Here is a 22,671-nt window from a genome sequence, read left to right as displayed (position 1 = left end):
CGCAAAATGCATGTGCGGCCGCAGCGATACGCTCCAGTCATGCACGTGGAGTTGCGGCAGCTGCGGTGCCTGGTCGCCATCGTCGACTCGGGCACCTTCACCGACGCCGCCATCGACCTCGGCGTCTCGCAGGCAGCGGTCTCCCGCACCCTGGCGGGCCTGGAGACCGCGCTCGGGGTGCGGTTGCTGCGGCGCACCAGCCGCGAAGTCGCCCCCACCGCTGCGGGCACCCGGGTGATCGCCCGCGCCCGCCGCATCCTGGCCGAAACCGACGACCTGGTGCGCGAAGCCACCACCGGGCACAGCCACCTGCGCATCGGCTACGCCTGGTCGGCGATGGGCCGCCACACCCTGCAGTTCCAGCGCCGCTGGGCCCGGCTGTTCCCGGAAACCGAGCTGCAGCTGGTGCGCACCAACTCCGCCACCGGCGGGCTGGCCGAAGGCGCCTGCGACATCGCCGTGGTGCGCTCCGAACCCGACCAGCGGCGCTTCGACGGCGTGATCGTCGGGCTCGAACGGCGCCACCTCGCCATCGCCGCCGACGACCCGTGGGCGCGGCGCCGCTTCGTGCGCCTGGCCGAGATCAGCGACCGGACCGTGGTCATCGACCGGCGTTCGGGCACCACGACCCCCGACCTGTGGCCGCCGGAGAAGCGCCCGGCCGTGGAGTACACCCTCGACATCGACGACTGGCTGACCGTGATCGCCACCGGCCGCTGCGTCGGCATCACCGCCGAGAGCACCGTCACCCAGTACCCCCGGCCGGGAGTGGTGTTCCGACCCGTGCGCGACGCGGCACCGATCCCGGTCCGCCTGATCTGGTGGCGCGACGACCCGCATCCTCTCGCCGACCGCGCCACCCGCCTGCTCACCGAGCTCTACGGCGCGGCGGAACGCTCCTGACCCGGTCCCGGAGCGCGATCAGCCGGCCAGCTCGGCGCGGACGAACCGCACCCGGTGCTCCACAGTGGAGCGGGGGAGGTGGACGAGTTCGTAACCGCAGTCGGTGTAGGCGGCGGCCACGTGGTGGTAGGTGCTCTCGGCTTCGGCGAAGGACTGGCGGCGCTGGTCGTCCTGGCGGTAGATCTGCTGCCACGGCGGGGCGATGAGGACTCGGGCGCGGTAGCGGAAGCGGCGGGCGGCTTCGTGCACGTGCGCCGGAACGGGCAGGCCGCTCAGCCGCAGGTAGCCGATGAGGTCGGGCAGTCCGCGGTCGAAGAGCACCGGCCCGGTGGTGCGCTCGGCCTGGCGGTAGGAGCGCAGGTCCCAGGCCAGCATCAGCTCGGCGAACAGCTCCGGGTCCTGCCACGGCAGCCCGCGACCGCCGATGGCCAGCTGGTCGGTGATAACCGCGCGCCCCGCCTCCGGCGCGTGGGCGCACCCGGCGGCGGCCAGCCGCTCCACCACCGTCGTCTTGCCCGCTCCCGGGCCTCCCGTGATGACCACGAAACGTTCTGCCACGACACCCTCCCGGTGCAACCAGTGCTGAGGACGAACCGAGGGGATTGATTCCGCCTGAGACGACGGGGAGACCGGGTGCCGGATCCGGCCGGAGCTGAGAGCGGCTTCACGTCACTCTAGCGCGCCCGGCGAGGAGAATGGCGGCAGCCGGCACGACACGAGGGGCAGCACGATGGTCAACCGCGACACCAGGGCACTCGACGACCCGGTGCGCAGCTCGCTGCGCGGTCAGCACGCGCATCTCGCCCGCCGGTTCGGCGCCGCCCTCACCTTCCCGCCCGCGGTGGCGACCTTCTCCGCGACCACCGGCGATCCCGGACCGCAGGAGTGGGCCGACCTCGCCCGGTTGCTCGGCAGCGGCGAGTTCGCCGACATGTTCAGCAGCCCGGCGATCCCGCCACCTGACTGGGAGCCGGTTTTCGAGCTCGAAGGCCGCCAGATGATCTACACCGGACGCCGGCCCGACCACGACGGTGACGGCGTGGTCGAACTGGGCGCGGACGGCGTGCCGGAGATGATCGACCTCGCCGAGCGGCGAAACCGGGACCGTTCTGGCCGCGGACCCGCGAACTGGGCACCTATCTCGGCATCCGCGAGCACGGTGAGCTGGTGGCGATGGCGGGTGAGCGGTTGCGGCCGGCGGGCTGGACCGAGATCAGCGCGGTGTGCACGGCACCGCAGGCGCGCGGGCGAGGCCACGCCGCCCGGCTGGTCCGCGCGCTCACCGCGCGCATCAACGCCCGCGGTGACCGTCCCTTCCTGCACGTGGCCGAGGCCAACACCGGCGCGATGGCGCTCTACGAGGGGCTCGGTTTCGAAACCCGCAAGCACGTGACCTTCCGCGGCTTCCGCACGCCCTGACCCGTCACGCCGGCTCTTCGGCCGGCAGGTAGTCGGCCAGCAGACCGTCCACCGAGTACAGCAGCTCGCGGCGGCCGCCGAAGAGCGCGTGCACGCGGCCGGCGTGATCGCGCATCGCGGTCTCGAAGTCCAGGCCCGCCAGCAGTCCGGCCGCGCCGTCGAGGAGCTCGGGCAGGTCGGTTTCGATGCGCTCGGCCGACATGCTCGGGGCGCGGGGCCCGTCGTCGTCGACCGGATCGGGCGTGTTGCCCAGCATCAGGTAGCAGGGGAAGCGCTGCAGGTCGGGCAGCACCGAGTGGAAGGGCACACCGGGGTTGAAGTAGTACTCGGCCCAGTCGTTGCCCGCCAGGGTGAGCCACGGGGTGCCCGCGGCCATCGCGGCGAAGGCGAACCCGGTGTGCGGCGAGAGCAGCATCTCGCAGCGCTGCAGCGCCGCCAGCTGCCGCTCCAGCGGCACGTCGACCGCCCACACCACCTGCGGCGCCACCTCGGCCAGGGCCTCGAACTCCGCGCTGGTGAACCCGGTGCTGGTGCGCCCGTCCTCGGCGTGCTTGCCGGTCAGGCAGAACCGGACCTGCGGCCAGCGCTGCGCGAAGGCGTCCAGGATGCGCTGCCAGGAGGCCAGCGACGGGTAGCGCCAGCGTTCGGCGCTGCCACCGGGCAGCACCGCGATCGTGGGGCCGTCGTGCTCGGGCAGCAGCTGCGCGGCCCAGTCGCGGGCCTCCTGCGGCAGCGCCAGCCGCAACTGGTTACGGCGCTGGTAGGACGGCCGGGGCGCACCGACCTGCGTGTGCCCGCGCGTGGTGCGGAAGTGCTGCGCGGAGAGCTCGTAGTAGCGCTGCAGGCCGGGGAAGTACTGGTGCTGCCAGCTCTGGTGGCCGCGCGGGTCGTCGACCACCCAGTCCCACTCGGCCGGGACGTGCGCCAGCATCCCGGCGTCGCCGGGCTCGAACACGTCGATGTCCACTGTGTACAACTCGTCGACGGCGTCGCACCAGTCGGCCAGCTGCACGGCGGTCGCGGAGTTGAGCACCACGCCGATGCGCCGGTCCGGGTCGGCCCGCCGGTACCCCAGGGCGTACTGCAACGCCTCCACGGCATGCCCCACCGGGTGGCAGTAGACGAAGTTCACCAGTAGCGATTCACCCACGCCCACCAGCCTAAGACGCGCGACAAGGGGTTTTCGGCGCTCACAGCCCGCCGGCGACACGCAGCACCGCCCCGCTGGTGTAGCTCGCCTCCGGACCCAGCAGCCACCCGATGGCCGGCGCGATCTCCTCGGGTTCACCGACGCGCCCCACCGGCACGCGCTGCACGGCGGTGTCGATGCGCTCGGGAACCCCGGCCCCGGCGTGGATGTCGGTGCGCACCAGACCGGGCGCCACCGCGTTGACCCGCACCCCGTCCTGGGCGAGCTCCTTGGCCAGCCCGACGGTGAAGGCGTCGACCGCGGCCTTGGCGCCCGCGTAGTGGACGTACTCGTGCGGGGAGCCCAGGGTCGCGCCGCTGGAGGAGACGTTGACGATCGCCCCGCCCGAACCACCGCGCCGGGTCGACATCACCTGCGCGGCGCGCCTCGAGCACAGCACGGTGCCGAGGTAGTTGACGTCGATGACCCGCCGGATCGCCTCGACCGGGGTGTCGGCGAGATCGGCGATGTGCGCGGTCAGCCCGGCGTTGTTGACCAGTCCGGTGACCGTCCCCAGCTCGGCGGCCGCGTCGAAGAGCCGTTCCACATCGGACTCGCGGCTGACATCGGCCTGCACCGGGACGCAACGCCCGCCGTGTGCGGTGGCCTGCTCGGCGATCTCCTCGGCGCCGTCGCGGTTGCCGAGGTAGCAGAGCACGAGGTCGTGCCCGGCCCGGGCCAGCCACAGCGCGGTGGCCGCGCCGATGCCCCGGCTACCGCCGGTGATGATCGTCAGAGCTCGCATCGCCCGATCATGTCATGTGCCGTGCGCGGGCCACCGCGACGCTGACGCCGTTCGATCACCTGTCGGCGCAGTCGGCGGCCGTCACCGCGAAAGAGCGTGCCGCAGAGCGGTTTCCTGACTCCGGTGAACCGGATCAGTTGGCGCCTGACCGCGCGGCAGTCGCGCTCTTGCGCTGGTTGGCGTTGAAGCGCGCCTTCTTCTGGCGGTTCCCGCACGTGTTCATGTCGCACCACTTGCGGCTGCGGCTCTGACTGGTGTCGAAGAAGGCGGCTCGGCAGGTCGGTGAGGCGCACAGGGCCAATCGTCCGTCGCGTTCGCCTGCGAGGATGCTGATCGCATCGGCGGCGATCACGCCGAGGGCGTCTTCCACGCGGGACGCCGAGCTGAGCCGCCACTGCCGCTTGCCATCGGGCGTCAGGATCGCAGCGGCCCGCCCTTCAGCGCTGCGGTCGTTGATGACTCGGACCGCGGATGCGGGCAGGGCGTCGTGGACCGCGGCCGCTGTCGCGGCGGCGTGGATCGATTCCCTCAGCTCCCGAGCGAGTTCGAGCTGGGCGGCGGTGCAGGAGTCCACGGCCAGGTCGTTCACCGCCAGCCAGTCGACGAGTCGCTGCGGTGTGGGGATGCGCTCCACGGCGTTGCCGCACCGCTCCGTCAGAGTCGCCGTGAAGCTGGTCGCCAGCACGCTACCGAGGCGGAAGTCGGGGAACCCAGCACGCATGGAACCACCTTAGCCGGTTGCACGCCGACGCGACGACGTGTTAGAACCACCTAAGCCGGTTCCACGCAGGTCGTAGCCGGTATCGCGATGGCCAGGAGGTCTCATGCCCCGTCCGACCGACGACGTGCACGAATTCGAATCCCGCGCGACCGACGCCGACCTCGACGATCTGCGCGCGCGACTGGCCGCGGCGCGGCTACCGGAGGCGGAGACGGTCCGCGGCGCCGCGCCCGGCCCCGGCCGGTGGGCGCAGGGCGTCCCCCTCGCCGACCTCGTCGAAGTCGTGAACTACTGGCGCACCGAGTACGAGTGGCGGTCGTTCGAAGAGCGCCTCGACCGGATCGGCCAGTTCCGCACGACCATCGACGACCTGGGGATCCACTTCCTGCACCGCCGGTCCGCGCGCGCGGATGCCACCCCGCTGATCGTGACGCACGGCTGGCCGGGCAGCGTCGCCGAGTTCGTCGACGTGGTCGACGAACTGGCCGATCCGCACGACGCGGACGCGCCGGCGTTCCACGTCGTGGTTCCGTCGCTCCCGGGCTTCGGCTACAGCGACAAACCGGCCACCACCGGGTGGGGAACCGAGAAGATCGCGGCCGCCTGGGTGCAGCTGATGGGGCGTCTCGGCTACGACAGGTTCGCGGCCCACGGCGGCGACTGGGGAGGGAACATCACCACGGTCCTCGGCGGCAGGTTCCCGGCGCACGTGCTCGGCATCCACACGACGTTCGCGGAGGGGCTTCCCGGGTCGACAACGGACGGGCTGACGGCGGCCGAGCGCGAGTGGGCCGAGCAAACCCGCCATTTCTGGCGCCACCGCGCGGCGTACGCCAAGCAGCAGGCGACCCGGCCGCAGACCATCGGCTACTCGCTCGTCGACTCGCCCGTCGGGCTCCTCGCCTGGCTCCTCGACAAGTTCGCCGAGTGGTCGGACACCGAGGACAGCCCGTTCGAGACGATTTCCGCGGACAGGGTTCTCGACGACGTCACCCTGTACTGGCTGACGCGGACCGGTGCATCGGCGGCCCGGATCTACTACGAGAGCCACAACTCGCTGGATCCCGATCTCCGGGTCGACGTCCCGTCCGCGATCACCATGTACCCCCGCGACGTCGAGAAGTGCCCGCGGCCCTGGGCGCAGGAGCGGTACCGGCAGATCGTCCGGTGGAGCTCGCCCGAGCGCGGTGGGCACTTCCCGTCGCTGGAGGTCCCCGAGCATTTCGTCAAGGACCTGCGAGAAGGCCTCGCGGCGGTGCTGGCCGCCGCTCGGTGAACGCGGCGGGTACCCGGCCGCAAGCCGATCACAGCGGCGCGGGGAACGTTCACAGCAGGGACAGCTGGGCCGGTCGTTGGCGGCGGGCGGGGCTTTCGGCTTCGGCCACCAGCTCCCCGAGGCCGTCCAGGAACGGCGAGCGGGTGCGGTCCTGGGTGCTGCCGCGGACGGTGCGGCGGGCCGCGTGGGTGAGGTAGAGGTGGTCCTGGGCGCGGGTCATGCCGACGAAGAACAGGCGGCGTTCCTCGGCGATGTCGGCTTCGGTGGGTTCGGTGCCCGGCCAGCGCAACGGCAGCAGGCCGTTCTCGCAGCCGATGAGGAACACCACCGGGAATTCCAGGCCCTTGGCCGCGTGCAGGGTCAGCAGGGAGATCGCCTCGGCGCGCGGGTCCAGGGTGTCGACCTCGGCGCCCAGCAGCACTTCCCGGCAGAACAGCGGCACGTCGCGGCCGCAGCGCTGCGCCAGCGGGCTCAACAGCTCCGCGGCGGTGTGGATGTCGGGGCGCTGGTCCTCGGGCACGGTACCGGCGACGGTTCTCGCGGCCGCGCGCAGCTGGTCGGTGACCGGGCCCGTGCGGTCGGCGACGTGCAGGAGCTCGCGCACCAGCAACTCGACACCCGGTCGGGCTGACAGGCGGTCGTGGGAGCGCTTCTGCACCGGCAGCCCGCAGCGGGTCAGCTCCTCCAGGACCGCGCGGGACTGCGCGTCGGTGCGGTAGAGCACGGCGATGTCGTTGAACCCGATCCCGCCCGGTCCGTCGCCGGTGACGCGGCCGCTGTCCAGGGAGTGGAAGGACGCGCCGCCGATGAGCTGGTCGACGGTGCGCGCCACGAATGCCGCCTCGGCGCGCTCATCGCAGGCGCGGTGCCCGGTGATGCGGTGGGCTTCGCGCGGTGCGGCGGCGTGCAGCCTGCGGTCGGCGACCAGTGTGGACGGTGCGATGGCGCGCAGCGCGCCGTCCAGGATGTGCGCGCCGCTGCGGTAGTTGCGGGTCAGGGCCAGCACCGGGGCTCCGGCGTAGTCCTGCTCGAAGCGCAGGAAGAAGCCGACGTCGGCGCCGCGGAAGGAGTAGATCGCCTGGTCGGGGTCGCCGATGGCGGTCAGGTTCGCCCCGGGCGGGGCGAGCAGCCGCAGCAGCCGGTACTGCAGTTCGTCGACGTCCTGGTACTCGTCGACGGTGATCCACCGGTAGCGCCGCTGGTAGTGCTCGGCGATGTCGGGACGGTCGGTGAGCAGCTCGACGGTCAGCGCGACCAGGTCGTCGAAGTCGACCAAACCGGCCTCGCGCAGTGCGGCGAGGTAGTCGGCCAGCAGCGGGTCGGCAGCGCCGGTGCGGCGGGCCAGCGACAGCTGCGGTCCGGCCTGGCGCGCGCTGCGCTCGTCGCCGGTGAGGGTGGTGAGGATCTGGTGGCGGCGAGCGGCGTCGGCCAGGCCGAACTCGGCGGGCAGCCCGACGTGCTCGTGCTGTTCGCGCAGCACTTGCAGGCCGAAGGAGTGGAAGGTGGCCACGGTCAGGTGCTGGGCGGGTTCGCCGATGAGGTGTCCGAGGCGCTCGGTCATCTCCTCGGCGGCGCGGCGGGTGAAGGTGATGGCCAGGCATTCGGCCGGGTCGACGTCGCGCTCCAGCACCAGGTGCGCCAGCCGGTGGGTGACGGTGCGGGTCTTGCCGGTGCCGGGTCCGGCCACGATCAGCAGCGGCCCGCCGGGGATTGCGGCGGCGGCGCGCTGGTCGGGGTCCAGGCCGGCGAGCACGCCGTCGCCGCCGGCGGCGACGGCTGCGGGTTGCGGTGCTTCGGCGGCGACGGCGACCGGTGCCGGTGCGGGAGCGGCGGGTTCAGGCGGCGGGGCGAACAGGTCGTCGCCGAATAACGCGGGGGTGTTGTTGTTGCGCAGGCGGGCGAGTTCGGCGGGCTGGAAGAGCCGGATCGTGCCGTACTCGCCGTCGTAGCCGGGGTCGCGCAGCACCTGCCCGCCGCGCAGCCGCTCGACGGCTTCGGCCACCGCTGCGTCGGTGCGGCGCAGCTCGTCGAGCGGCACGTCCTGAAGGATTCCCAGTTCCGGGCCGTGCGCGGCGGTGAGGTCGCTGATGCGCCCGAAGACCTTCTTGCTCTTCGGGCCCACGCCCAGGACTTCGCCGACGATCTCCGGCAGCGGGATGAGGTTGCGGAACTCCGCCGCGCCCGCGGGCCGGATTCCCGCGGGGCGGTCCGCCAGCGTCTCGACGCGGTGCAGCACGCCGACGGTGAGCGGCTTGCCGCAGCTCGGGCAGTCGCCGCCGTGCGCGCGGGTCTCGCCCGGTTCCAGCCGCACCTGGCACTTGCGGTGCCCGTCGAGGTGGTACTTGCCCTCCTCCGGGAAGAACTCGACGGTGCCCGCGAAACCGTCACCGGTCTCCAGCGCGCGTTTGACCGCGAAGTAGTCCAGGTCGGTGTCGAAGACGCTGGCCTCGCGGCCCAGCATCGGCGGGGAGTGCGCGTCGGAGTGGCTGACCAGCGTGTACTTGTCCAGGGCGGAGATGCGCCAGTTCATCTCCGGGTCCGAGGACAGCCCGGTCTCCAGGGCGAAGATGTGCCCGGCCAGGTCGCGGTAGCAGTCCTCGACGGCATCGAACCCGGCCTTGGAACCCAGCACCGCGAACCACGGTGTCCAGATGTGGGCGGGCACCAGGTAGGCGCCGTCGCCGGATTCCAGGGTGATCTCCAGCAGGTCTCGGGAATCCAGGCCCAGGATCGGGCGGCCGTCGGAGCCGAGGTTGCCGATGCGGCCCAGGCGCTGGTTGAACTTCTCGGCGGCGGCGAAGTCGGGCAGGTAGCACAGGTGGTGGATCTTGCGGGTGCGCTCGCCGCTCTTGTAAATGGTCGAGATCTCCACCGACAGCATGAACCGCACCGGGCCCTCGCAGTTGGCGGGCATGCCGCGCGTCATCTCCCGGTCCAGCTCCGCGCGCAGCCGGAACAGGCCCGGTTCGGCGGGTTCGAGGACTTCCCGCAGGTGGGCGAACCAGGCGGGGTGCGTGACGTCGCCGGTGCCGACGAGGGTGATGCCCTTGCGGCGCGCCCACCAGGTCAGGTGCTCGATGTCGCAGTCCTTGCTGCAGGCGCGGGAGTACTTCGAGTGGATGTGCAGGTCGGCGTAGAAGCGCACTCGGCGATCTTGCCAGGCACGCCGCGGCGCGGCGTCCCCGGCCCGGGCGACCGCCGAACGCGCCGGGCGGTGCGGAAATTCCCTTGACCTCCAGCATGGTCGAGGTCTGACGATCAGGGCATGGTTCCCGAAGAGAAGCGACGGAGTCGCGCCGGAGCGCGGGAGTGGGCCGGACTGGCCGTGCTCGCGCTGCCCCTCCTGGTGCTGGCCATGGATGTCAGCGTCCTCTACCTCGCCGCGCCGCACCTGAGCGCGGACCTGCGCCCGAGCAGCACCCAGGCGCTGTGGATCATGGATGCCTACGGGTTCCTCATCGCCGGTTTCCTGGTCACGATGGGCACGCTGGGCGACCGGATCGGCCGCCGCAGGCTGCTGCTGATCGGTTCGGCCGCGTTCGCCGCGGCCTCGGTGCTGGCGGCGTTCGCTCCCACCGCGGGGATGCTCATCGCCGCCCGCGCGCTGCTGGGCATCACCGGGGCGACGCTGATGCCCTCCACCCTGGCGCTGATCCGCACGATGTTCACCGATCCCGCTCAGCGGTCGGTGGCGATCGCGGTGTGGATGACGACCTTCACCGCGGGGGTGGCGGTCGGCCCGCTGATCGGCGGGCTCCTGCTGGAGGCGTTCTGGTGGGGCTCGGTGTTCCTGCTCGCCGTGCCGGTCATGGTGCTGGTGCTGCTGCTCGGACCGTGGCTGCTGCCCGAACACCGCCCGGAGAGCGCCGGCCGGCTGGATCCGCTCAGCGTGCTGCTGTCGCTGCTGACGATCGTGCCGCTGGTCTACGGGTTCAAGGAGCTCGCGCACCGCGGTCCGGGCCTCGTGCCGCTGTTGGCGCTGGCGGCCGGAGCTGTCGCCGGGGTCGTCTTCGTGCGGCGGCAGCGGCGCATGAGCGATCCGCTGGTGGACGTGAGCCTGTTCGGCAACCGCACCTTCAGCGTGGCGCTAGTGCTGCTGCTGACGGGGCTGCTGGTGGTCAACGGCGTGTACTACCTGGTGCCGCAGTTCCTGCAGGGCGTCGCCGGCCTCTCGCCGCTGCGGACCGGGATGTGGCTGACCGCGGTGGCCATCACCGCGGCGGGCGCATCGCTGCTGGCGCCCGTGGTGGCGCGCCGGTGGGGGCCGGCGCGGGCGATCGCGGCGGGCGCGGTGCTCTCGGTGGCCGGATTCGTGCTGTTCATCGCCCTCGACGGCAGCAGCGTGCCCGCGGTGGTGATCGCCACGGCCCTGGTGACCGCCGGGTTGAGCCCGATGAGTGTGCTGACCACCGATCTGGTCGTGGGCAGCGCCCCGCCGGAGCGCGCCGGGGCGGCCGCGGCGCTGTCGGAGACCAGCGGGGAGCTCGGCGTCGGGCTCGGCGTGGCGGTGATGGGCACGCTCGTCACGGCCATCTACCAGGCGCAGATGGCGAGCGCGCCGGGCCAGTCGGAAACCCTCGCCGATGTCATCGCGCTGGAGGGCACGCAGCCCACCGGGCTGCTCGACGCCGCTCGCGAGGCCTTCACCAGCGGGATCAACGTCGTGGGCGGCATCGGAGCGGTGGTGCTGGCCGGGCTGGCCGTCGTCGCGGTCGTGCTGCTGCGCCCGGCCAAGGCCTGATCACCAGTGCGCGGGGCGGTCCAGTCCGGCGGGGATCACCGTGGCCGCGTCGCCCTTGGCGGCGTTGACCTGGGCCTGGGTGAGGAAGAGGGCATTGGTGAGATCGGCGCCGCGCAGATCGGTGTCGCGGAAGTCCGCGCCGATGACATCGGCCGATCCCAGGTCCGCGCCGCGCAGGTCGGCTGCGATGAGCAGCGCTCCGCGCAGGTTCGCTCCCCGCAGCCGCGCACCGCGCATCGAGGCGCCGATGAGGTCGGCGCCTCGATGGTTCTTGGTGCGGCCGCCGACCTCGGCGCGGACCAGTTCGCTGGTGCGCACCAGCAGGGCGTTGATGTCCTGGCGCACCGCGGCGACGTCGACGTCGGTCACTTCCTCGGCCGTCCCGCGGGTGAGCGCGTCGGTCTCGCGCAGCGCCCGCCGCAGGTCCTCGTGCACCGGCGCGGCGGCCGGCCGGGTCAGCGCGTCGGCCAGGTACCACAGCAGTTCGTGCAGCTGGCGCATCACGGCGAAGGCGGTGAACATCTGCCCGGCTCGCCGCGGCTCCTGCCGCCAGTCGCGGCCGCCGAAGGTCAGCTGGGAGACCTTCTGCCCGGCGCCGAAGCAGTCGAAGACCGTGCACCCGGAGAAGCCCCGTTCGCGCAGGTGGGCGTGGATGCCGCAGCTGAAGTCGGCGAGCAGGTTGGTGCACGGCGTGCCGGCGTCCTTGTCCACGGCGAAGCCCGCGGAGGCGGAGAAGGGCAGGGCCACGCAGCACAGCCCGGCGCAGCTGCCGCAGTCGGCGTGCAGGCCGAGCCCGGCCGGGGTGAGGTCGGTGTGGGACAACGCTGATGTGCTCCAGGTGGGCGGTCGGGTTGCTCCATTGTCCCTGGTTCCGGTGGCGGACCCGCCCAGGGGCGTGCGGGCCCGGGTCCGCACGATCTCGTCTCCGGGAAGCCGATCAGCGATCTGAGCGGTGGTCGGCTCGCTTCCGCCCCGGTTCCGGGGCGCGTGCGGTGAGCAGCAGCAGGCCGAGTGCCACCAGGCCCGCCGCACCGGCGATGACCGGCAGCGGCCCGGGCCCGGAGGTGTCGATGGCCAGGCCTCCGACGACGCCGCCGAGGGCGGCTCCCAGGTAGGTGCCGGAGGTGTTCATCGCCAGGGCCTGCGCGGAGACCGGACCGGCGAGCTGGTGCAGTCGCGCCTGGATCGCCGGGGAGATCCAGAACGCCGCAGCGCCCTGCAGCGCCACGACGGGCAGCAGCGCCAGGACGGGCACCGGGCGGACCGTCCACAGTGCCGCCAACGCGACCACTGCCAGGATGAACGCGCCGATGCCCGCTGCCAGAGTGCGCACCGGGCCCCACTCGTCCGTGGCGAGCCCGCCCGCCCAGATGCCCACCATGCCCGCGACGCCGGAGAAGGCGAACAGGGTTCCGCGCGCGCTGATGTCGGCGGTGGACAACGCCGCGGTGAACGGGGCCAGGTAGGTCAGCAGCATCATCGAGCCGAGCATGAGCGTCACGTTCGCGGCCAGGCCGAGGGAGATGGCGGGTCGCAGCAGGATCGTCAGCTGCGACCGCAGCGAGAGCGCGGGTGCGCTGCCGGTGCGCCCGGGCAGTTGGGTGGCGAACCCGGTGGTGATCAGCGCTCCGGCGATGGCCATCGTCATGAACGTCGCTCGCCAGTTCAGGGCACCGCCGATCCAGGTTCCGGCCGGAACGCCGAGCGCGATCGCTCCGGTCACCCCGAAGGCCACGGCTGCGACGTAGCGGCCGATGCGCTCGGGCGGGGCGAGTTGGGCGGCGAGGCCGAACAGCGCCGGGGTGGCGGCGGCCGCCGCCAGTGCCGCGATCACGCGCAGGACGAGCAGGGCTTCGAAACCGGTTGCCGTGGCGGCGAGGGCGTTGGCGAGGGTGAAGACCGCCGCCGCGGCGGTCAGCAGCGTGCGACGGCGCACGCGGGTCGCCGCGATCGCGGCGACCGGCGCTGCCAGCGCGACCGTCACCGAGAACACCGTCACCAGCTGGCCCGCGGTGCCTTCGGAGACCGCCAGGTCGGTGGCGATCTCCGGGAGGACACCGGCGATCACGTAGTCGTCGGTGTAGAAGACGAGCGCGCCCAGGGACAGCGCGATGATCCAGCGGGGCAAGGCAGGTCTCCTCAACGGGTGCGGAATTCCCCGCAGCGCGCTCGACGGGAGCAGCAGATGGCCGCAGCGGGCGGGAGATCAGGGGATGAGGGTGGCGATGTGGTGCCGCAGGACGTCGACCGGGGAGAGGTCCTCTTGCGAACCGTGCGGGTACACGAGCTCGAACGTCAGTCCTTCGATGACGGCGACGAACAACTCCGTCTGCAGGTCGTCGGCCTGGACGCCGGTCAGCTCCAGGGCCTGGCGGACCACGTACCGCATGTCGGTGCCCATGCGCACGGTGACCTGCCGGAACTCCGGCCGGATGCGTGCGGCCACGAGGAACTCCACCAGGACGATGAGCTCTGCGCGCTCTTCAGGCGCGATCGGCAGCACGGCCAGGGCGACGGCCTGCAGCAGCTCCCGGCGTTCGGCTGCGCTCGCGGGGTGCTGCGGTGTCGCCGTCGCGGCCAGCCTGCGTTCCATTCGTGCGCCGACCTCTTCGGCCGCGGCCACCATGAGCGCCTCGTGGCTGTCGAAGTAGTGGCGCACGGAGCCGATGTTGATGCCCGATGCGTCGGCGACCTTCCGCAGCGACGCCTCCGCCAGGCCTCCTCGCGCGACCAGGTCGAAGACGGCGTCGAGGATTCGTCGCCGGGCAGTGCTCCGCCGCTCGGTCATCTCACCCACGCCCAGAAACTATCACACCCGTGATAGTGGTGGTGGGAAGCGATCGGCGTTCCGGCGCGGGAGGCGGTGGTGCGCCCGGCCCGGCGCACCACCGCGGGATCAGCCGGCGTCCAGGGCCGCCAGTGCGTCGATCTCCACGAGCTGGTCGTCGTAGCCCAGGACCGTCACGCCGAGCAGGGTGCTGGGCGGGTCGTGGTCGCCGAAGCAGTCGCGCACCACTTTCCAGGCCGCGACCAGGTCCCGCTGGGAGCTGCTGGCCACGTAGACGGTCGTCTTGACCACATCGGACAGTTCGGCCCCGGCCTCGGCCAGGGCGGTCTTGAGGTTGTGCATCATCTGGCGGGCCTGACCGGCGTAGTCGCCGACCGCCACGGTCTTTCCGGCGTCGTCGAGCGGGCAGGCTCCGGCGGCGAACAAGAGGTGGGCATCGGGTGGCACGGCGGCGCCGTAGGCGTATTCGGCCACATCGGACAGTGCTGCGCAGCGCAGGAGGCGGATCTTGCTTGGCACGCCACGACGCTACCGGCGTCGCGCGGTCCGCGAGCCGGTGTTCGCTGCGGGGGAAAAATCGGTTGATCGTCCCAATAGTCTGGAGTGGTCAGTCGATGACAGGACTGGTTGTGGAGAGGGTGCTGCGGGAGGAGCGGGGTGGCCAGCGGGCACGCTGCTGATGGGCCGTTCGTCGGGCGCATCGCCGTGGCCGCAGCGCACCGCATCGACCGCAGCACCCCGGGACTCGTGCGGGCGGGCTGGGGCCGACCCGCGTTCGACCCGCAGGTGGTGCTCCGAACCAGCAGCCGGGTCCATTGTGGAAGAACGGGGAGCGATGAGGTCGCAGGGCGTGGTGGACGAGCGGTTCGCCGCGGTGCGCGAGGTGTTCGACCGGTTGCTCGCCTCCGGCGCGGAGACCGGTGCGGGGCTGGTGGTGCGCCACGATGGCCGGGAGGTGGTGCGGCTCAGCGGTGGTTGGACCGACGCCGCGCACAGCGCACCGTGGCGCGATGACACCTTGGTGCAGGTCTTCTCGCTGGGCAAACCGCTGGCCGCGCTGACGGCGGTGAAGGTGCTCGCCGATGCCGGAGTGGGGCTGGACCGGCCGGTGGCCGAGGTGTGGCCGGACTACGCCGCGGCGGGCAAGTCGGCCACGACGCTGCGGCAGCTGCTCAGCCACCAGGCCGGGCAGCCGGCGTTCCCGGAGACGACCAGCGACCTGCTCGACGACGCGCGGCTGCGCGCCGAGCTCGCCGCGGCCGCACCGGAATGGCGGCCCGGCAGCCGCATCGCCGAGCACGCCCTGACCTACGGGCACCTGCTCGACGGGGTGGTGCGCGCGATCACCGGGCGCAGCCTGGGCGAGGTGTTCCGGCACGAGGTGGCCGCACCGCTGGAGTGGGACGCGCACTTCGGCGTGCTCGAGGCGGATCTGCCGAGGGTGGCCGAACTGGTCGTCGGCGATCCCGCGTACTGGACGTTCGGGCAGGCGGGCGGGCTGGTCCAGCGCGCCCTGACCACACCACCGGGAGCGCTGGAGGTGGCGGTGGCCAACAGCGGGCGGTGGCGGCAGGCGCAGTTCCCGGCGATCGGCCTGCACGCCACGGCCGCCGCGGTGGCGTCGTTCTTCGCCGCGCTCACCGACACCGCCGGACCGGTGGCGCGGCTGCTCGGCGAGCAGCTGCACGGCGAGTTCATCGCCCCGCAGGCCAGCGGCCACGACGAGTTCCTGAACCACGACGTGACCTGGACGCTGGGAGCGCAGCGCGGCGAGGACGAGCTGGCCATGGGCGGGATCGGTGGTTCCACTGCGTGGGTTTCGCTGCGGCACGGCTATTCCTGCGCCTACCTCACCCGCCACCTCGCGGGCCCGCACCGCATGCTCGCCCTGGAGGAGGTCCTCGACTCGCTGTGGTGAGCCCGCACATCGCCGCTGGGTGTCGTGGGCGTGGTGTTGACTCGGCGTCATGACGACGCACGTGGAGGACGCGACGATCGCCGATGCCGAGGAGCTGACGCGGATCGTGCGCACCAGCAGCGCCTACGACGGGCACTACCGGGTGATGGTGGCCGGACTGGGCATCGACGCCGACTACCTCGCCGAGCACCTGGTGCGGGTGGCCCGCGACGGTGACGGGCGGCCGCTGGGCTTTCACACGGTGATCGTGCCGGGGCGCGGCGCCGAGGGTGAGGGCGAGCTGGACTACATGTTCGTCGACGATGCGGCGCAGGGCCGGGGTCTCGGGCGGCTGCTCATCGCCGATGCCTGCCGGCAGGCCCGCGCTCGGGGGCTGCGGCGGCTGCACGTGGTGTCGCACCCGCCGTCGGAGGGCTTCTACCTGTCGGTGGGCGCCCGGCGGGTCGGCACGGTGCCGCCGGCGGGTGAGATCACCTGGTCGCGGCCGCATCTGGCGTTCGAATTGTAGGCGCGGGCGATCGGTTTACGGTGGCGTCATGCGCATCTCACGCCTGCAGTTCGTGTCCGTTCCGGTCAGCGATCAGGCCCGCTCCCGCGACTTCTACGTCGACGTGCTCGGTTTCGAGCTGGTGGTGGACGTGGCCGGCCCGCACGGCCGGTTCCTGATGGTCGCTCCGCCCGGTTCGCCCAGCGGCGTGGTGCTGGTGGACTTCCCGGTGGCGGGCATGGAGCTCAGCGGCCCGGTGCACCTGCAGTTCCACACCGAGGACGTGGACGCCGATGTCGCCGAGCTGCGCGCGGCGGGCGTGCAGGCCGGCGACGCGCAGGCGATGCCGTGGGGCCGGGCGACGTCGTTCACCGATCCCGACGGCAACGCGATCTCGTTGCTGGAGCCCTCCCGGATGGGTGATCGCCCGGCCGCGACGTGAGCGGTCAGCGGGTCAGCCGCCAGATGACGTCGATGCCGGCTTCGCCGGGGCTGGTGGGCAGTTCGCGGGGCGGGCTGCGGCGGTCGACGCAGGTGAAGCCGAGGCGCTGCGGGACTGCTCCGCTGGCGGTGTTGCCCGCGTCGTGCCAGATCTCGACGTGGTCGATGCCGGGCAGGGCCAGCGCTCGGTCGACGAGCGCGGCGGCCGCGGTGGTCACCAGGCCGCGCCCGGTGTGGCCGGGGTGCAGCCAGTAGCCGATCTCCAGGCCGGTGGGACCGATGCGGCGTTCCAGGGAGATGCAGCCGGCGATGGTGCCGCCGACGGTGATGGCGTAGGTGAACGCCCGGCCGGTGTGCCAGTTGTCCTGGGCCTTCTGGAGGAAGGCCGCGGCGCTCTCCAGCGAGTAGTCGCCGGCTGCCCACGGCATCCACGGCCGCAGGTGCGGCAGTGATTCGGTGACCACGCGGTGCAGCGCGGCGAGGTCGGTGCCGCGCCAGCGACGCAGCACCGCGGATTCCAGGTCGATCTCCTCGGCAGGGCGGTCCATGCGTCGATATTGCTGGTCCGCGCCGTGCGGTGGCAACCGAATTGATCCCGGCTGTTCGCCGCCGGGGTCTGGTTGGCGGTGCGGGCGGGCGGCATGATGATCCACCGTGAAGATACGAATCGCTTTCACGTCTTTGGCGGTGGTGTTGAGCGGGCTGGCCGCCCCGCCCGCCGTGGCCGCCGCCGACGGCCCCCGGATCGCCTCCTACAACGTGTTCATGCTGCCGCGGTCGCTGTTCCCGAACTGGGGACAGCTGGAGCGCGCCGACCTGCTCGCTTCCGAAGGCGTGCTGGCGGGCCAGGACGTCGTGGTGGTGCAGGAGGCCTTCGACAACGAGGCCTCGCAACGCCTGCTGGACAACCTCGCCGGTGACTACCCGCACCAGACGCCGGTGCTCGGGCGCTCGCGGGACGGCTGGGACGCCACGCTGGGGTCCTATTCGGACACCCGCCCCGAGGACGGCGGGGTGGCGGTGCTCAGCCGCTGGCCGGTGGCCGAGCGCGTCCAGTACGTCTTCGGGCCGGGATGCGGCGCCGACGCCACCTCCAACAAGGGATTCGTCTACACCCGCATCGACTCGCCCACCGGCCCGGTGCACGTGATCGGCACTCATCTGCAGGCCGACGACAGCGCCTGCGGCGACCGCGCTCCGGGCGTGCGAGCCGGTCAGCTGGGCGAGATCGCGCAGTTCGTGCGGGACCGGGCGATTCCGGCCGCCGAACCGGTGGTGGTGGCAGGCGATCTCAACATCGACGCCGCGGCCGAGGAGTTCACCGCCGCGCTGACCACCCTGGGCGCCACCGCACCGGAGACCACCGGGCATCCCTTCTCCTACGACCCGGCGACCAACTCGGTTGCCGCCTACCAGGCGCCGGGCTGGCCGGGGCAGCAACTCGACCACGTGCTGCCGCTGGCCGGGCACGGGCAGCACAGCTGGGTCTCGGAGACCCGGGCGGTGCACTCGCCGGAGTGGTCGGTGACCTCGTGGGGCCAGACCTACACCTACACCGACTTCTCCGACCACTACCCGGTCTTCGCGCACCCGGCGTAGCGGCCGCGGAAACACCGCGGGGCCGCACCCCTCGCGCGAGAGGTGCGGCCCCGAGCGGTCCGGCTCAGATCAGGCCGAGCTTGCGGACGGCGTCGCGCTCCTCGACCAGCTCGTTGACCGAGGCGTCGATGCGGGCGCGGGAGAACTCGTCGATCTCCAGGCCCTGCACGATCTCGAACTTGCCGTCGCGGGCGGTGACCGGGAACGAGGAGATCAGGCCCTCCGGCACGCCGTAGGAGCCGTCGGAGACGACCGCGGCGGAGGTCCAGTCACCCTCGGGGGTGCCGTTGACCCAGGTGTGCACGTGGTCGATCGCGGCGTTGGCCGCCGAGGCCGCCGAGGAAGCACCGCGAGCCTCGATGATGGCCGCGCCGCGCTTGGCGACGGTGGGGATGAACTCGTCGGCCAGCCAGGACTGCTCGACCTGCTCGGCGGCGATCTTGCCACCGACCTCGGCGTGGAAGAGGTCCGGGTACTGGGTGGCGGAGTGGTTGCCCCAGATCGTCAGCTTCTTGATCTCGCTGACCGACACGCCCAGCTTCTGCGCCAGCTGGGTCAGCGCCCGGTTGTGGTCCAGGCGGGTCATGGCGGTGAACCGCTCGGCAGGCACGTCCGGGGCGTGGGCCTGGGCGATCAGGGCGTTGGTGTTGGCCGGGTTGCCGACCACCAGCACGCGCACGTCCTCGGCCGCGCCGGCGTTGATGGCCTCGCCCTGCGGCTTGAAGATGCCGCCGTTGGCCTCCAGCAGGTCACCGCGCTCCATGCCCTTGGCGCGGGGGCGGGCGCCGACCAGCAGCGCGACGTTGGTGCCGTCGAAAGCGGCGCGTGCGTCGTCGGTGATGTCGATGCTCTGCAGCAGCGGGAACGCGCAGTCGTCGAGCTCCATCGCGGTGCCCTCGGCCGCCTTGACCGCCTGCGGGATCTCCAGCAAGCGGAGCTTGATCGGGGTGTCGGGCCCGATGAGCTGACCGGAAGCGATCCGGAACAGCAACGCGTAGCCGATCTGACCGGCCGCACCGGTGACGGTCACGGTGACGGGAGCTTTGGTCATGGGGTTTCGTTCTCCTGCTCGCCGGGTGATTGCCTAGTCCGGATGCTATCCCCAGCGCCGCAGAGCTGCGGCGGGCCCGCCACGGATCACAGTGGACCCGGCGCGGGACCGATTCAGCCCGCCACCGGGCACCACAGCCGGGGTGGCAACGGCCCGCGGCCACCACGGCGAGGGTTGTGCGGGCGAAAAGCGCTGGTGGCCGAGCCCGGCGATGAGTTCGCGCAGGTTTCCCGGTCTGACCTGGAGACGTTGCCGGCTCACCACCATCGGAGGACACCTTGTGCCAACCGGAGCCCTGCTCGACCGCACATCAAGGGGCCGTGCTGCAACCCGGCCACGACAACCCGCTCGACGCGCCCTCGATCCCGGATGCGACCACCGCTGAGAATCGCGGCGAGGCGGGACCGCTGCGCATGACCAAGCACGACCGGCCGCAGGCCGCACCGGAGGTCGTCGACCGCGCGACGTTCGACGAGGCGCTCGCCGAGCAGGTCGCCGCGGAGAAGGAGCTCACCCGGCACAACGACCGGGTCGCCGCCGCCCGGCGCCGGCTGCCGATGGTGGAGGTCACCGACTACGTGTTCACCGGCCCCGACGGACCGGTGCCGCTGACCGGGCTGTTCGGCGACACCTACCTGCTGGTGGTGCAGAACGTGATGTTCGGCTCCGACTGGGACGAGGGATGCCCCAGCTGCACGTGGGCGGTGGACAACCTGCCCGCCACCACGCAGCGGTTGTCCGAGGAGGCGATCGCGTTCGCGATGATCTCCCAGGCGCCGATCGGCAAGCTCGAGGCCTGGCGCGCCCAGCGGGGCTGGGAACACCTGTGGGTCTCCTCGGCCGGGACGACCTACCACTACGACTGGGGTTGGACGCAGCGCGACGAGCAGGGTGGTGAGGTGCTGCGGCCCGGCTACTCCTACTACTTGCTCAAGGACGGCAAGCCGCACCTGACGTACATGACCACCGCGCGGGGCGTCGAGGCGGTGCTGCCGGTGGCGCAGATGATGGACCGCACCGCCTACGGGCGGCAGCAGGACTGGGAGGACAGCCCCGCGGGCTGGCCGCAGTACCCGACCTACGGGTGAGGGTGGCCAGTGCCGGCGGATTGGCCGTTCGCGCCCGCCGCGCTGCCGCTTAGCGTCACCGGAGCGGACGAGCGGAGGTGGCGGCGTGGTCAGTTTCGGTGCGGTGGCCGGGATCGCGGTGGTGGCGCTGGGATTGGTGCTCACCCCGGGGCCGAACATGGTCTACCTGGTGTCGCGGTCGGTGACGCAGGGGCGGCGGGCCGGTCTGGTGTCGCTGGCCGGGGTGGCGGTGGGGTTCCTGATCTACGCCGCGGCGGCTTCCGCCGGGATCGCGGCGGTGTTCACGCTGGTGCCCGCGCTCTACACCGCGGTGCAGGTGGCCGGGGCGGTGTACCTGCTGTGGCTGGCCTGGCAGGCGGTGCGCCCGGGCGGGGTGTCGGTGTTCGCCCCGGCGGCGGTGCCCGAGCACACCGCGGGCCGGTTGTTCGCGATGGGGCTGGTGACCAACCTGCTCAACCCGAAGATCGCGGTGCTCTACGTGTCGTTGCTGCCGCAGTTCGTCGATCCGTCGCGGGGCGGGGTGGCGGGGCAGAGCCTGCTGCTGAGCGCGGTGCAGATCGTGGTGGCGGTGTCGGTGAACGCGCTGATCGTGGTGACGGCGGGTTCGGTGTCGGGGCTGCTGTCGCGGCGGCCGGGATGGCTGCGGGTGCAGCGGTACTTCATGGGCGCGGTGCTGGCGGGCCTGGCGGTGCAGTTGCTGGCCGGGCGGGCCCGTCCGGCCTGAGCGCTACCGGCCGTTGCGCTCGCGGTGCTTGCACCCGGGCCAGCAGCAGGGCCTGCGCTTGCCCTCCAGCAGCTCTTCCTGCGTGCGGCGGATGCGGCGCTGGCGGGTGGCCGCCTGCTTGGCGTCCTCGACCCAGCAGATGAACTCGTTGCGGGCCAGCGGTGTGATGTCGTGCCACGCCGCGAGCGCCGCGCCGTCGGCGATGAGCGCCTCGCGCAGGTCTGCGGGCAGTTCGTGCACCGGCCCACCGGGTACTGGCTTGCTGTTCACGACCGACACGGTAGCCGAAACGCAGGTCAGCTCGTGGTTTGCGGGGTGGCGGGCTCGGGGAGGGTGGCGTGCCGGAACGGGGACGCGGCCAGCACCACAGCGGAGGCGATGAGTCCGGCGATGCCCGCCCACAGCGCGGTGCGCAGGCTGGTGGCGTCGGCGATGAGGCCGCCCAGCGGGGCGCCGATGACGATCGCGCCGCGGTTGAGGGAGCGGATGGTGGTGTTCACCCGGCCTTGCAGCCGGCCGGGCGTGACGGCCTGCCGGTAGGCCATCTCGTTGGGGCCCTCCAGACCCATGAGCACCCAGAACAGCAGCTGTGAGAGTCCTAAGAGGACGATCACGGCCGGGTTCGGGCCGAGCAGCGGCACCAGCAGCCACGGCAGCGGCATGAGCGCGCGGGTCACGACGACGGTGCGCCCGGCGCCGAAGCGGCGGCCGCTGCGGTTGGCCAGCGCACCACCGGCCACCGCCCCGACACCGGCGCAGGCGTAGCTGACGCCCAGCTGCACCTCGCCGAGTCCGAGGCCGTTGTCCGGTGCGCGCAGCACGTAGAGGACGTAGACGGTGGTCAGCATGCTGTGGGCGAGGAACCACAGGTGCCCGGCCAGGGACTGGGGCCCGAGCATGCGGTGCCGGTAGACCCAGGAGGCGCCTTCGCGCAGCTCGGCGAGCACGCTGCGCCGCTGCGAGCGCGGTGCGGACCGCTCGCGGGTGCCGATGCCGGCCAGCAGAGCTCCGGAGATCAGGTAGGAGATCGCGTCGACCAGGATGGCCAGCGGTGCGCCGACGGCTTTGACCAGGGCGGCGGCCAGCAGCGGGCCGGTGGTCTGGGCGACGGCGTGGGACTGCTCCAAGCGCGCGTTGGCCGAGGTCAGCATGCTCACCGGGACCAGCTTCGGCAGGAAGGCCTGGTCGGCGGCGTCGAAGAACAGCGACAGCAGGCCCAGCAGCGCGGCGAAGCCGATGAGCACCGGCAGGCTCAAGAGGTCGGCGAGGTGCAGCAGCGGGATCGCGCACAGCACGACGGCGCGGGCGAAGTCGGCGCCGACGAGCAGGGGTTTGCCGCGGTAGCGGTCGACCAGGACGCCGACGAACAGGCCCAGCACCAGGTAGGGCACCCAGCGGGCGGCGTTGAGCAGGCCGAGTTCGGTGGCGGTGGCGTGCAGGGTGAGCGCGGCCAGGACCTGCAGGGCCAGGGTGGTGACGTAGGTGCCGAAGATCGAGGTGGTCGATGCGGCCCAGAACCTGCGGTAGTCGGCGACACCGGCCGGTTGCGTCATGATCAGAACGGTAACAGCCGTCTTTTCG

Annotated in this window: 23 protein-coding genes; 10 read left to right on the top strand and 13 right to left on the bottom strand. The window is 72.2% G+C overall.

Annotated features, from left to right (window positions below):
* Positions 1-39: 39 nt before the first annotated feature.
* Entirely contained in the window at positions 40-903 is an 864-nt protein-coding gene (locus C4T78_RS06300) for a LysR family transcriptional regulator (protein ID WP_093353453.1), read from the top strand.
* An 18-nt stretch (positions 904-921) separates the two neighbouring features.
* Here C4T78_RS06300 and C4T78_RS06295 read toward each other — a convergent pair whose 3' ends face one another.
* On the bottom strand, positions 922-1,461 hold the full coding sequence (locus C4T78_RS06295) for an AAA family ATPase (RefSeq protein ID WP_093353451.1): 540 nt from the start codon (positions 1,459-1,461) through the stop codon (positions 922-924).
* Positions 1,462-2,076: 615 nt separating this feature from the next.
* Between C4T78_RS06295 and C4T78_RS37265 the strand changes: the two genes are divergently transcribed.
* Positions 2,077-2,322, top strand: a complete 246-nt coding sequence (locus tag C4T78_RS37265; RefSeq protein WP_328586469.1) for a GNAT family N-acetyltransferase — start codon at positions 2,077-2,079, stop codon at positions 2,320-2,322.
* A gap of 4 nt (positions 2,323-2,326) precedes the next feature.
* Here the strand turns inward: C4T78_RS37265 and C4T78_RS06285 are convergent, their stop codons facing one another.
* The 3 genes from C4T78_RS06285 to C4T78_RS06275 all read right to left on the bottom strand — a co-directional run bounded on the left by C4T78_RS06285 (position 2,327) and on the right by C4T78_RS06275 (position 4,977).
* The gene (locus tag C4T78_RS06285) at positions 2,327-3,472 is read right to left on the bottom strand and encodes a glycosyltransferase family 9 protein (protein WP_177247624.1); all 1,146 of its coding nucleotides are present in this window, start codon (positions 3,470-3,472) and stop codon (positions 2,327-2,329) included.
* A 40-nt stretch (positions 3,473-3,512) separates the two neighbouring features.
* The gene (locus tag C4T78_RS06280; protein ID WP_093353448.1) at positions 3,513-4,256 is read right to left on the bottom strand and encodes an SDR family oxidoreductase; all 744 of its coding nucleotides are present in this window, start codon (positions 4,254-4,256) and stop codon (positions 3,513-3,515) included.
* A 133-nt stretch (positions 4,257-4,389) separates the two neighbouring features.
* Positions 4,390-4,977, bottom strand: a complete 588-nt coding sequence (locus tag C4T78_RS06275; protein ID WP_093353446.1) for a CGNR zinc finger domain-containing protein — start codon at positions 4,975-4,977, stop codon at positions 4,390-4,392.
* A gap of 103 nt (positions 4,978-5,080) precedes the next feature.
* Here C4T78_RS06275 and C4T78_RS06270 point away from each other — a divergent pair, with 103 nt between their 5' ends.
* Complete coding sequence (locus tag C4T78_RS06270) at positions 5,081-6,253, top strand: epoxide hydrolase family protein (RefSeq protein WP_093353443.1); 1,173 nt, start codon at positions 5,081-5,083, stop codon at positions 6,251-6,253.
* A 49-nt stretch (positions 6,254-6,302) separates the two neighbouring features.
* On the opposite strand, the gene C4T78_RS06265 is transcribed toward C4T78_RS06270, so the two are convergent.
* Complete coding sequence (locus C4T78_RS06265) at positions 6,303-9,398, bottom strand: UvrD-helicase domain-containing protein (protein WP_093353441.1); 3,096 nt, start codon at positions 9,396-9,398, stop codon at positions 6,303-6,305.
* Positions 9,399-9,518: 120 nt separating this feature from the next.
* On the opposite strand from C4T78_RS06265, the gene C4T78_RS06260 reads away from it, so the two are divergent.
* Positions 9,519-10,994 (top strand): MFS transporter, encoded by a 1,476-nt coding sequence (locus C4T78_RS06260; protein ID WP_093353438.1) that lies wholly within the window; start codon positions 9,519-9,521, stop codon positions 10,992-10,994.
* Here the strand turns inward: C4T78_RS06260 and C4T78_RS06255 are convergent, their stop codons facing one another.
* The 4 genes from C4T78_RS06255 to C4T78_RS06240 form a co-directional block, all read right to left on the bottom strand.
* Positions 10,995-11,816 carry a pentapeptide repeat-containing protein gene (locus tag C4T78_RS06255; protein ID WP_093353436.1) on the bottom strand — a complete coding sequence of 274 codons (822 nt, stop codon included), beginning with the start codon at positions 11,814-11,816 and terminating at the stop codon, positions 10,995-10,997.
* Positions 11,817-11,931: 115 nt separating this feature from the next.
* Entirely contained in the window at positions 11,932-13,122 is a 1,191-nt protein-coding gene (locus C4T78_RS06250) for an MFS transporter (protein ID WP_093353433.1), read from the bottom strand.
* A 78-nt stretch (positions 13,123-13,200) separates the two neighbouring features.
* Positions 13,201-13,782 (bottom strand): TetR/AcrR family transcriptional regulator, encoded by a 582-nt coding sequence (locus tag C4T78_RS06245; RefSeq protein WP_235863597.1) that lies wholly within the window; start codon positions 13,780-13,782, stop codon positions 13,201-13,203.
* 108 nt (positions 13,783-13,890) lie between these two features.
* Positions 13,891-14,301 carry a RidA family protein gene (locus C4T78_RS06240; RefSeq protein ID WP_177247623.1) on the bottom strand — a complete coding sequence of 137 codons (411 nt, stop codon included), beginning with the start codon at positions 14,299-14,301 and terminating at the stop codon, positions 13,891-13,893.
* A gap of 316 nt (positions 14,302-14,617) precedes the next feature.
* Here C4T78_RS06240 and C4T78_RS06235 point away from each other — a divergent pair, with 316 nt between their 5' ends.
* The 3 genes from C4T78_RS06235 to C4T78_RS06225 are packed head-to-tail and all read left to right on the top strand — an operon-like array spanning position 14,618 to position 16,629.
* Positions 14,618-15,700: a serine hydrolase domain-containing protein gene (locus C4T78_RS06235; protein ID WP_093353428.1), complete on the top strand. Its 1,083-nt coding sequence runs from the start codon at positions 14,618-14,620 to the stop codon at positions 15,698-15,700.
* Between the two features lie 49 nt (positions 15,701-15,749).
* Positions 15,750-16,208, top strand: coding sequence for a GNAT family N-acetyltransferase (locus C4T78_RS06230; protein WP_093353426.1), 459 nt, complete (start codon positions 15,750-15,752; stop codon positions 16,206-16,208).
* Positions 16,209-16,236: 28 nt separating this feature from the next.
* A complete protein-coding gene (locus C4T78_RS06225) occupies positions 16,237-16,629 on the top strand; it encodes a VOC family protein (RefSeq protein WP_093353423.1) in 393 nt (130 codons plus the stop codon).
* Between the two features lie 4 nt (positions 16,630-16,633).
* Here C4T78_RS06225 and C4T78_RS06220 read toward each other — a convergent pair whose 3' ends face one another.
* Complete coding sequence (locus C4T78_RS06220) at positions 16,634-17,176, bottom strand: GNAT family N-acetyltransferase (RefSeq protein ID WP_093353421.1); 543 nt, start codon at positions 17,174-17,176, stop codon at positions 16,634-16,636.
* Positions 17,177-17,282: 106 nt separating this feature from the next.
* Here C4T78_RS06220 and sph point away from each other — a divergent pair, with 106 nt between their 5' ends.
* Positions 17,283-18,227 (top strand): sphingomyelin phosphodiesterase, encoded by a 945-nt coding sequence (sph, locus tag C4T78_RS06215; RefSeq protein WP_218161598.1) that lies wholly within the window; start codon positions 17,283-17,285, stop codon positions 18,225-18,227.
* 64 nt (positions 18,228-18,291) lie between these two features.
* Here sph and C4T78_RS06210 read toward each other — a convergent pair whose 3' ends face one another.
* A complete protein-coding gene (locus C4T78_RS06210) occupies positions 18,292-19,278 on the bottom strand; it encodes a malate dehydrogenase (RefSeq protein WP_093353418.1) in 987 nt (328 codons plus the stop codon).
* 320 nt (positions 19,279-19,598) lie between these two features.
* Here C4T78_RS06210 and C4T78_RS06205 point away from each other — a divergent pair, with 320 nt between their 5' ends.
* Both C4T78_RS06205 and C4T78_RS06200 read left to right on the top strand, forming a co-directional pair.
* Positions 19,599-20,366: a DUF899 family protein gene (locus C4T78_RS06205; protein WP_218161597.1), complete on the top strand. Its 768-nt coding sequence runs from the start codon at positions 19,599-19,601 to the stop codon at positions 20,364-20,366.
* Positions 20,367-20,451: 85 nt separating this feature from the next.
* Complete coding sequence (locus C4T78_RS06200) at positions 20,452-21,090, top strand: LysE family translocator (protein WP_093353416.1); 639 nt, start codon at positions 20,452-20,454, stop codon at positions 21,088-21,090.
* A 3-nt stretch (positions 21,091-21,093) separates the two neighbouring features.
* On the opposite strand, the gene C4T78_RS06195 is transcribed toward C4T78_RS06200, so the two are convergent.
* Both C4T78_RS06195 and C4T78_RS06190 read right to left on the bottom strand, forming a co-directional pair.
* On the bottom strand, positions 21,094-21,360 hold the full coding sequence (locus tag C4T78_RS06195) for a YdeI/OmpD-associated family protein (RefSeq protein ID WP_093353818.1): 267 nt from the start codon (positions 21,358-21,360) through the stop codon (positions 21,094-21,096).
* Positions 21,361-21,386: 26 nt separating this feature from the next.
* Complete coding sequence (locus tag C4T78_RS06190; RefSeq protein ID WP_093353413.1) at positions 21,387-22,643, bottom strand: MFS transporter; 1,257 nt, start codon at positions 22,641-22,643, stop codon at positions 21,387-21,389.
* Positions 22,644-22,671 lie beyond the last annotated feature (28 nt).

Origin of the sequence: Saccharopolyspora kobensis (genome assembly GCF_900108315.1) — a bacterium.
In the GTDB taxonomy this organism is placed as follows: Bacteria; Actinomycetota; Actinomycetes; order Mycobacteriales; family Pseudonocardiaceae; genus Saccharopolyspora; species Saccharopolyspora kobensis.
Note: the sequence above shows the minus strand (reverse complement) of the source record. Positions and strands in the feature narration are given on the sequence as shown.

Coding starts and splice junctions, on each gene's coding strand:
- C4T78_RS06300 (WP_093353453.1), top strand. CDS start 40: ATGCACGTGGAGTTGCGGCAGCTGCGGTGCCTGGTCGCCATCGTCGAC.
- C4T78_RS37265 (WP_328586469.1), top strand. CDS start 2,077: ATGGCGGGTGAGCGGTTGCGGCCGGCGGGCTGGACCGAGATCAGCGCG.
- C4T78_RS06280 (WP_093353448.1), bottom strand. CDS start 4,256: ATGCGAGCTCTGACGATCATCACCGGCGGTAGCCGGGGCATCGGCGCG.
- C4T78_RS06275 (WP_093353446.1), bottom strand. CDS start 4,977: ATGCGTGCTGGGTTCCCCGACTTCCGCCTCGGTAGCGTGCTGGCGACC.
- C4T78_RS06270 (WP_093353443.1), top strand. CDS start 5,081: ATGCCCCGTCCGACCGACGACGTGCACGAATTCGAATCCCGCGCGACC.
- C4T78_RS06260 (WP_093353438.1), top strand. CDS start 9,519: ATGGTTCCCGAAGAGAAGCGACGGAGTCGCGCCGGAGCGCGGGAGTGG.
- C4T78_RS06245 (WP_235863597.1), bottom strand. CDS start 13,782: ATGACCGAGCGGCGGAGCACTGCCCGGCGACGAATCCTCGACGCCGTC.
- C4T78_RS06235 (WP_093353428.1), top strand. CDS start 14,618: ATGAGGTCGCAGGGCGTGGTGGACGAGCGGTTCGCCGCGGTGCGCGAG.
- C4T78_RS06230 (WP_093353426.1), top strand. CDS start 15,750: ATGACGACGCACGTGGAGGACGCGACGATCGCCGATGCCGAGGAGCTG.
- C4T78_RS06225 (WP_093353423.1), top strand. CDS start 16,237: ATGCGCATCTCACGCCTGCAGTTCGTGTCCGTTCCGGTCAGCGATCAG.
- C4T78_RS06220 (WP_093353421.1), bottom strand. CDS start 17,176: ATGGACCGCCCTGCCGAGGAGATCGACCTGGAATCCGCGGTGCTGCGT.
- C4T78_RS06210 (WP_093353418.1), bottom strand. CDS start 19,278: ATGACCAAAGCTCCCGTCACCGTGACCGTCACCGGTGCGGCCGGTCAG.
- C4T78_RS06190 (WP_093353413.1), bottom strand. CDS start 22,643: ATGACGCAACCGGCCGGTGTCGCCGACTACCGCAGGTTCTGGGCCGCA.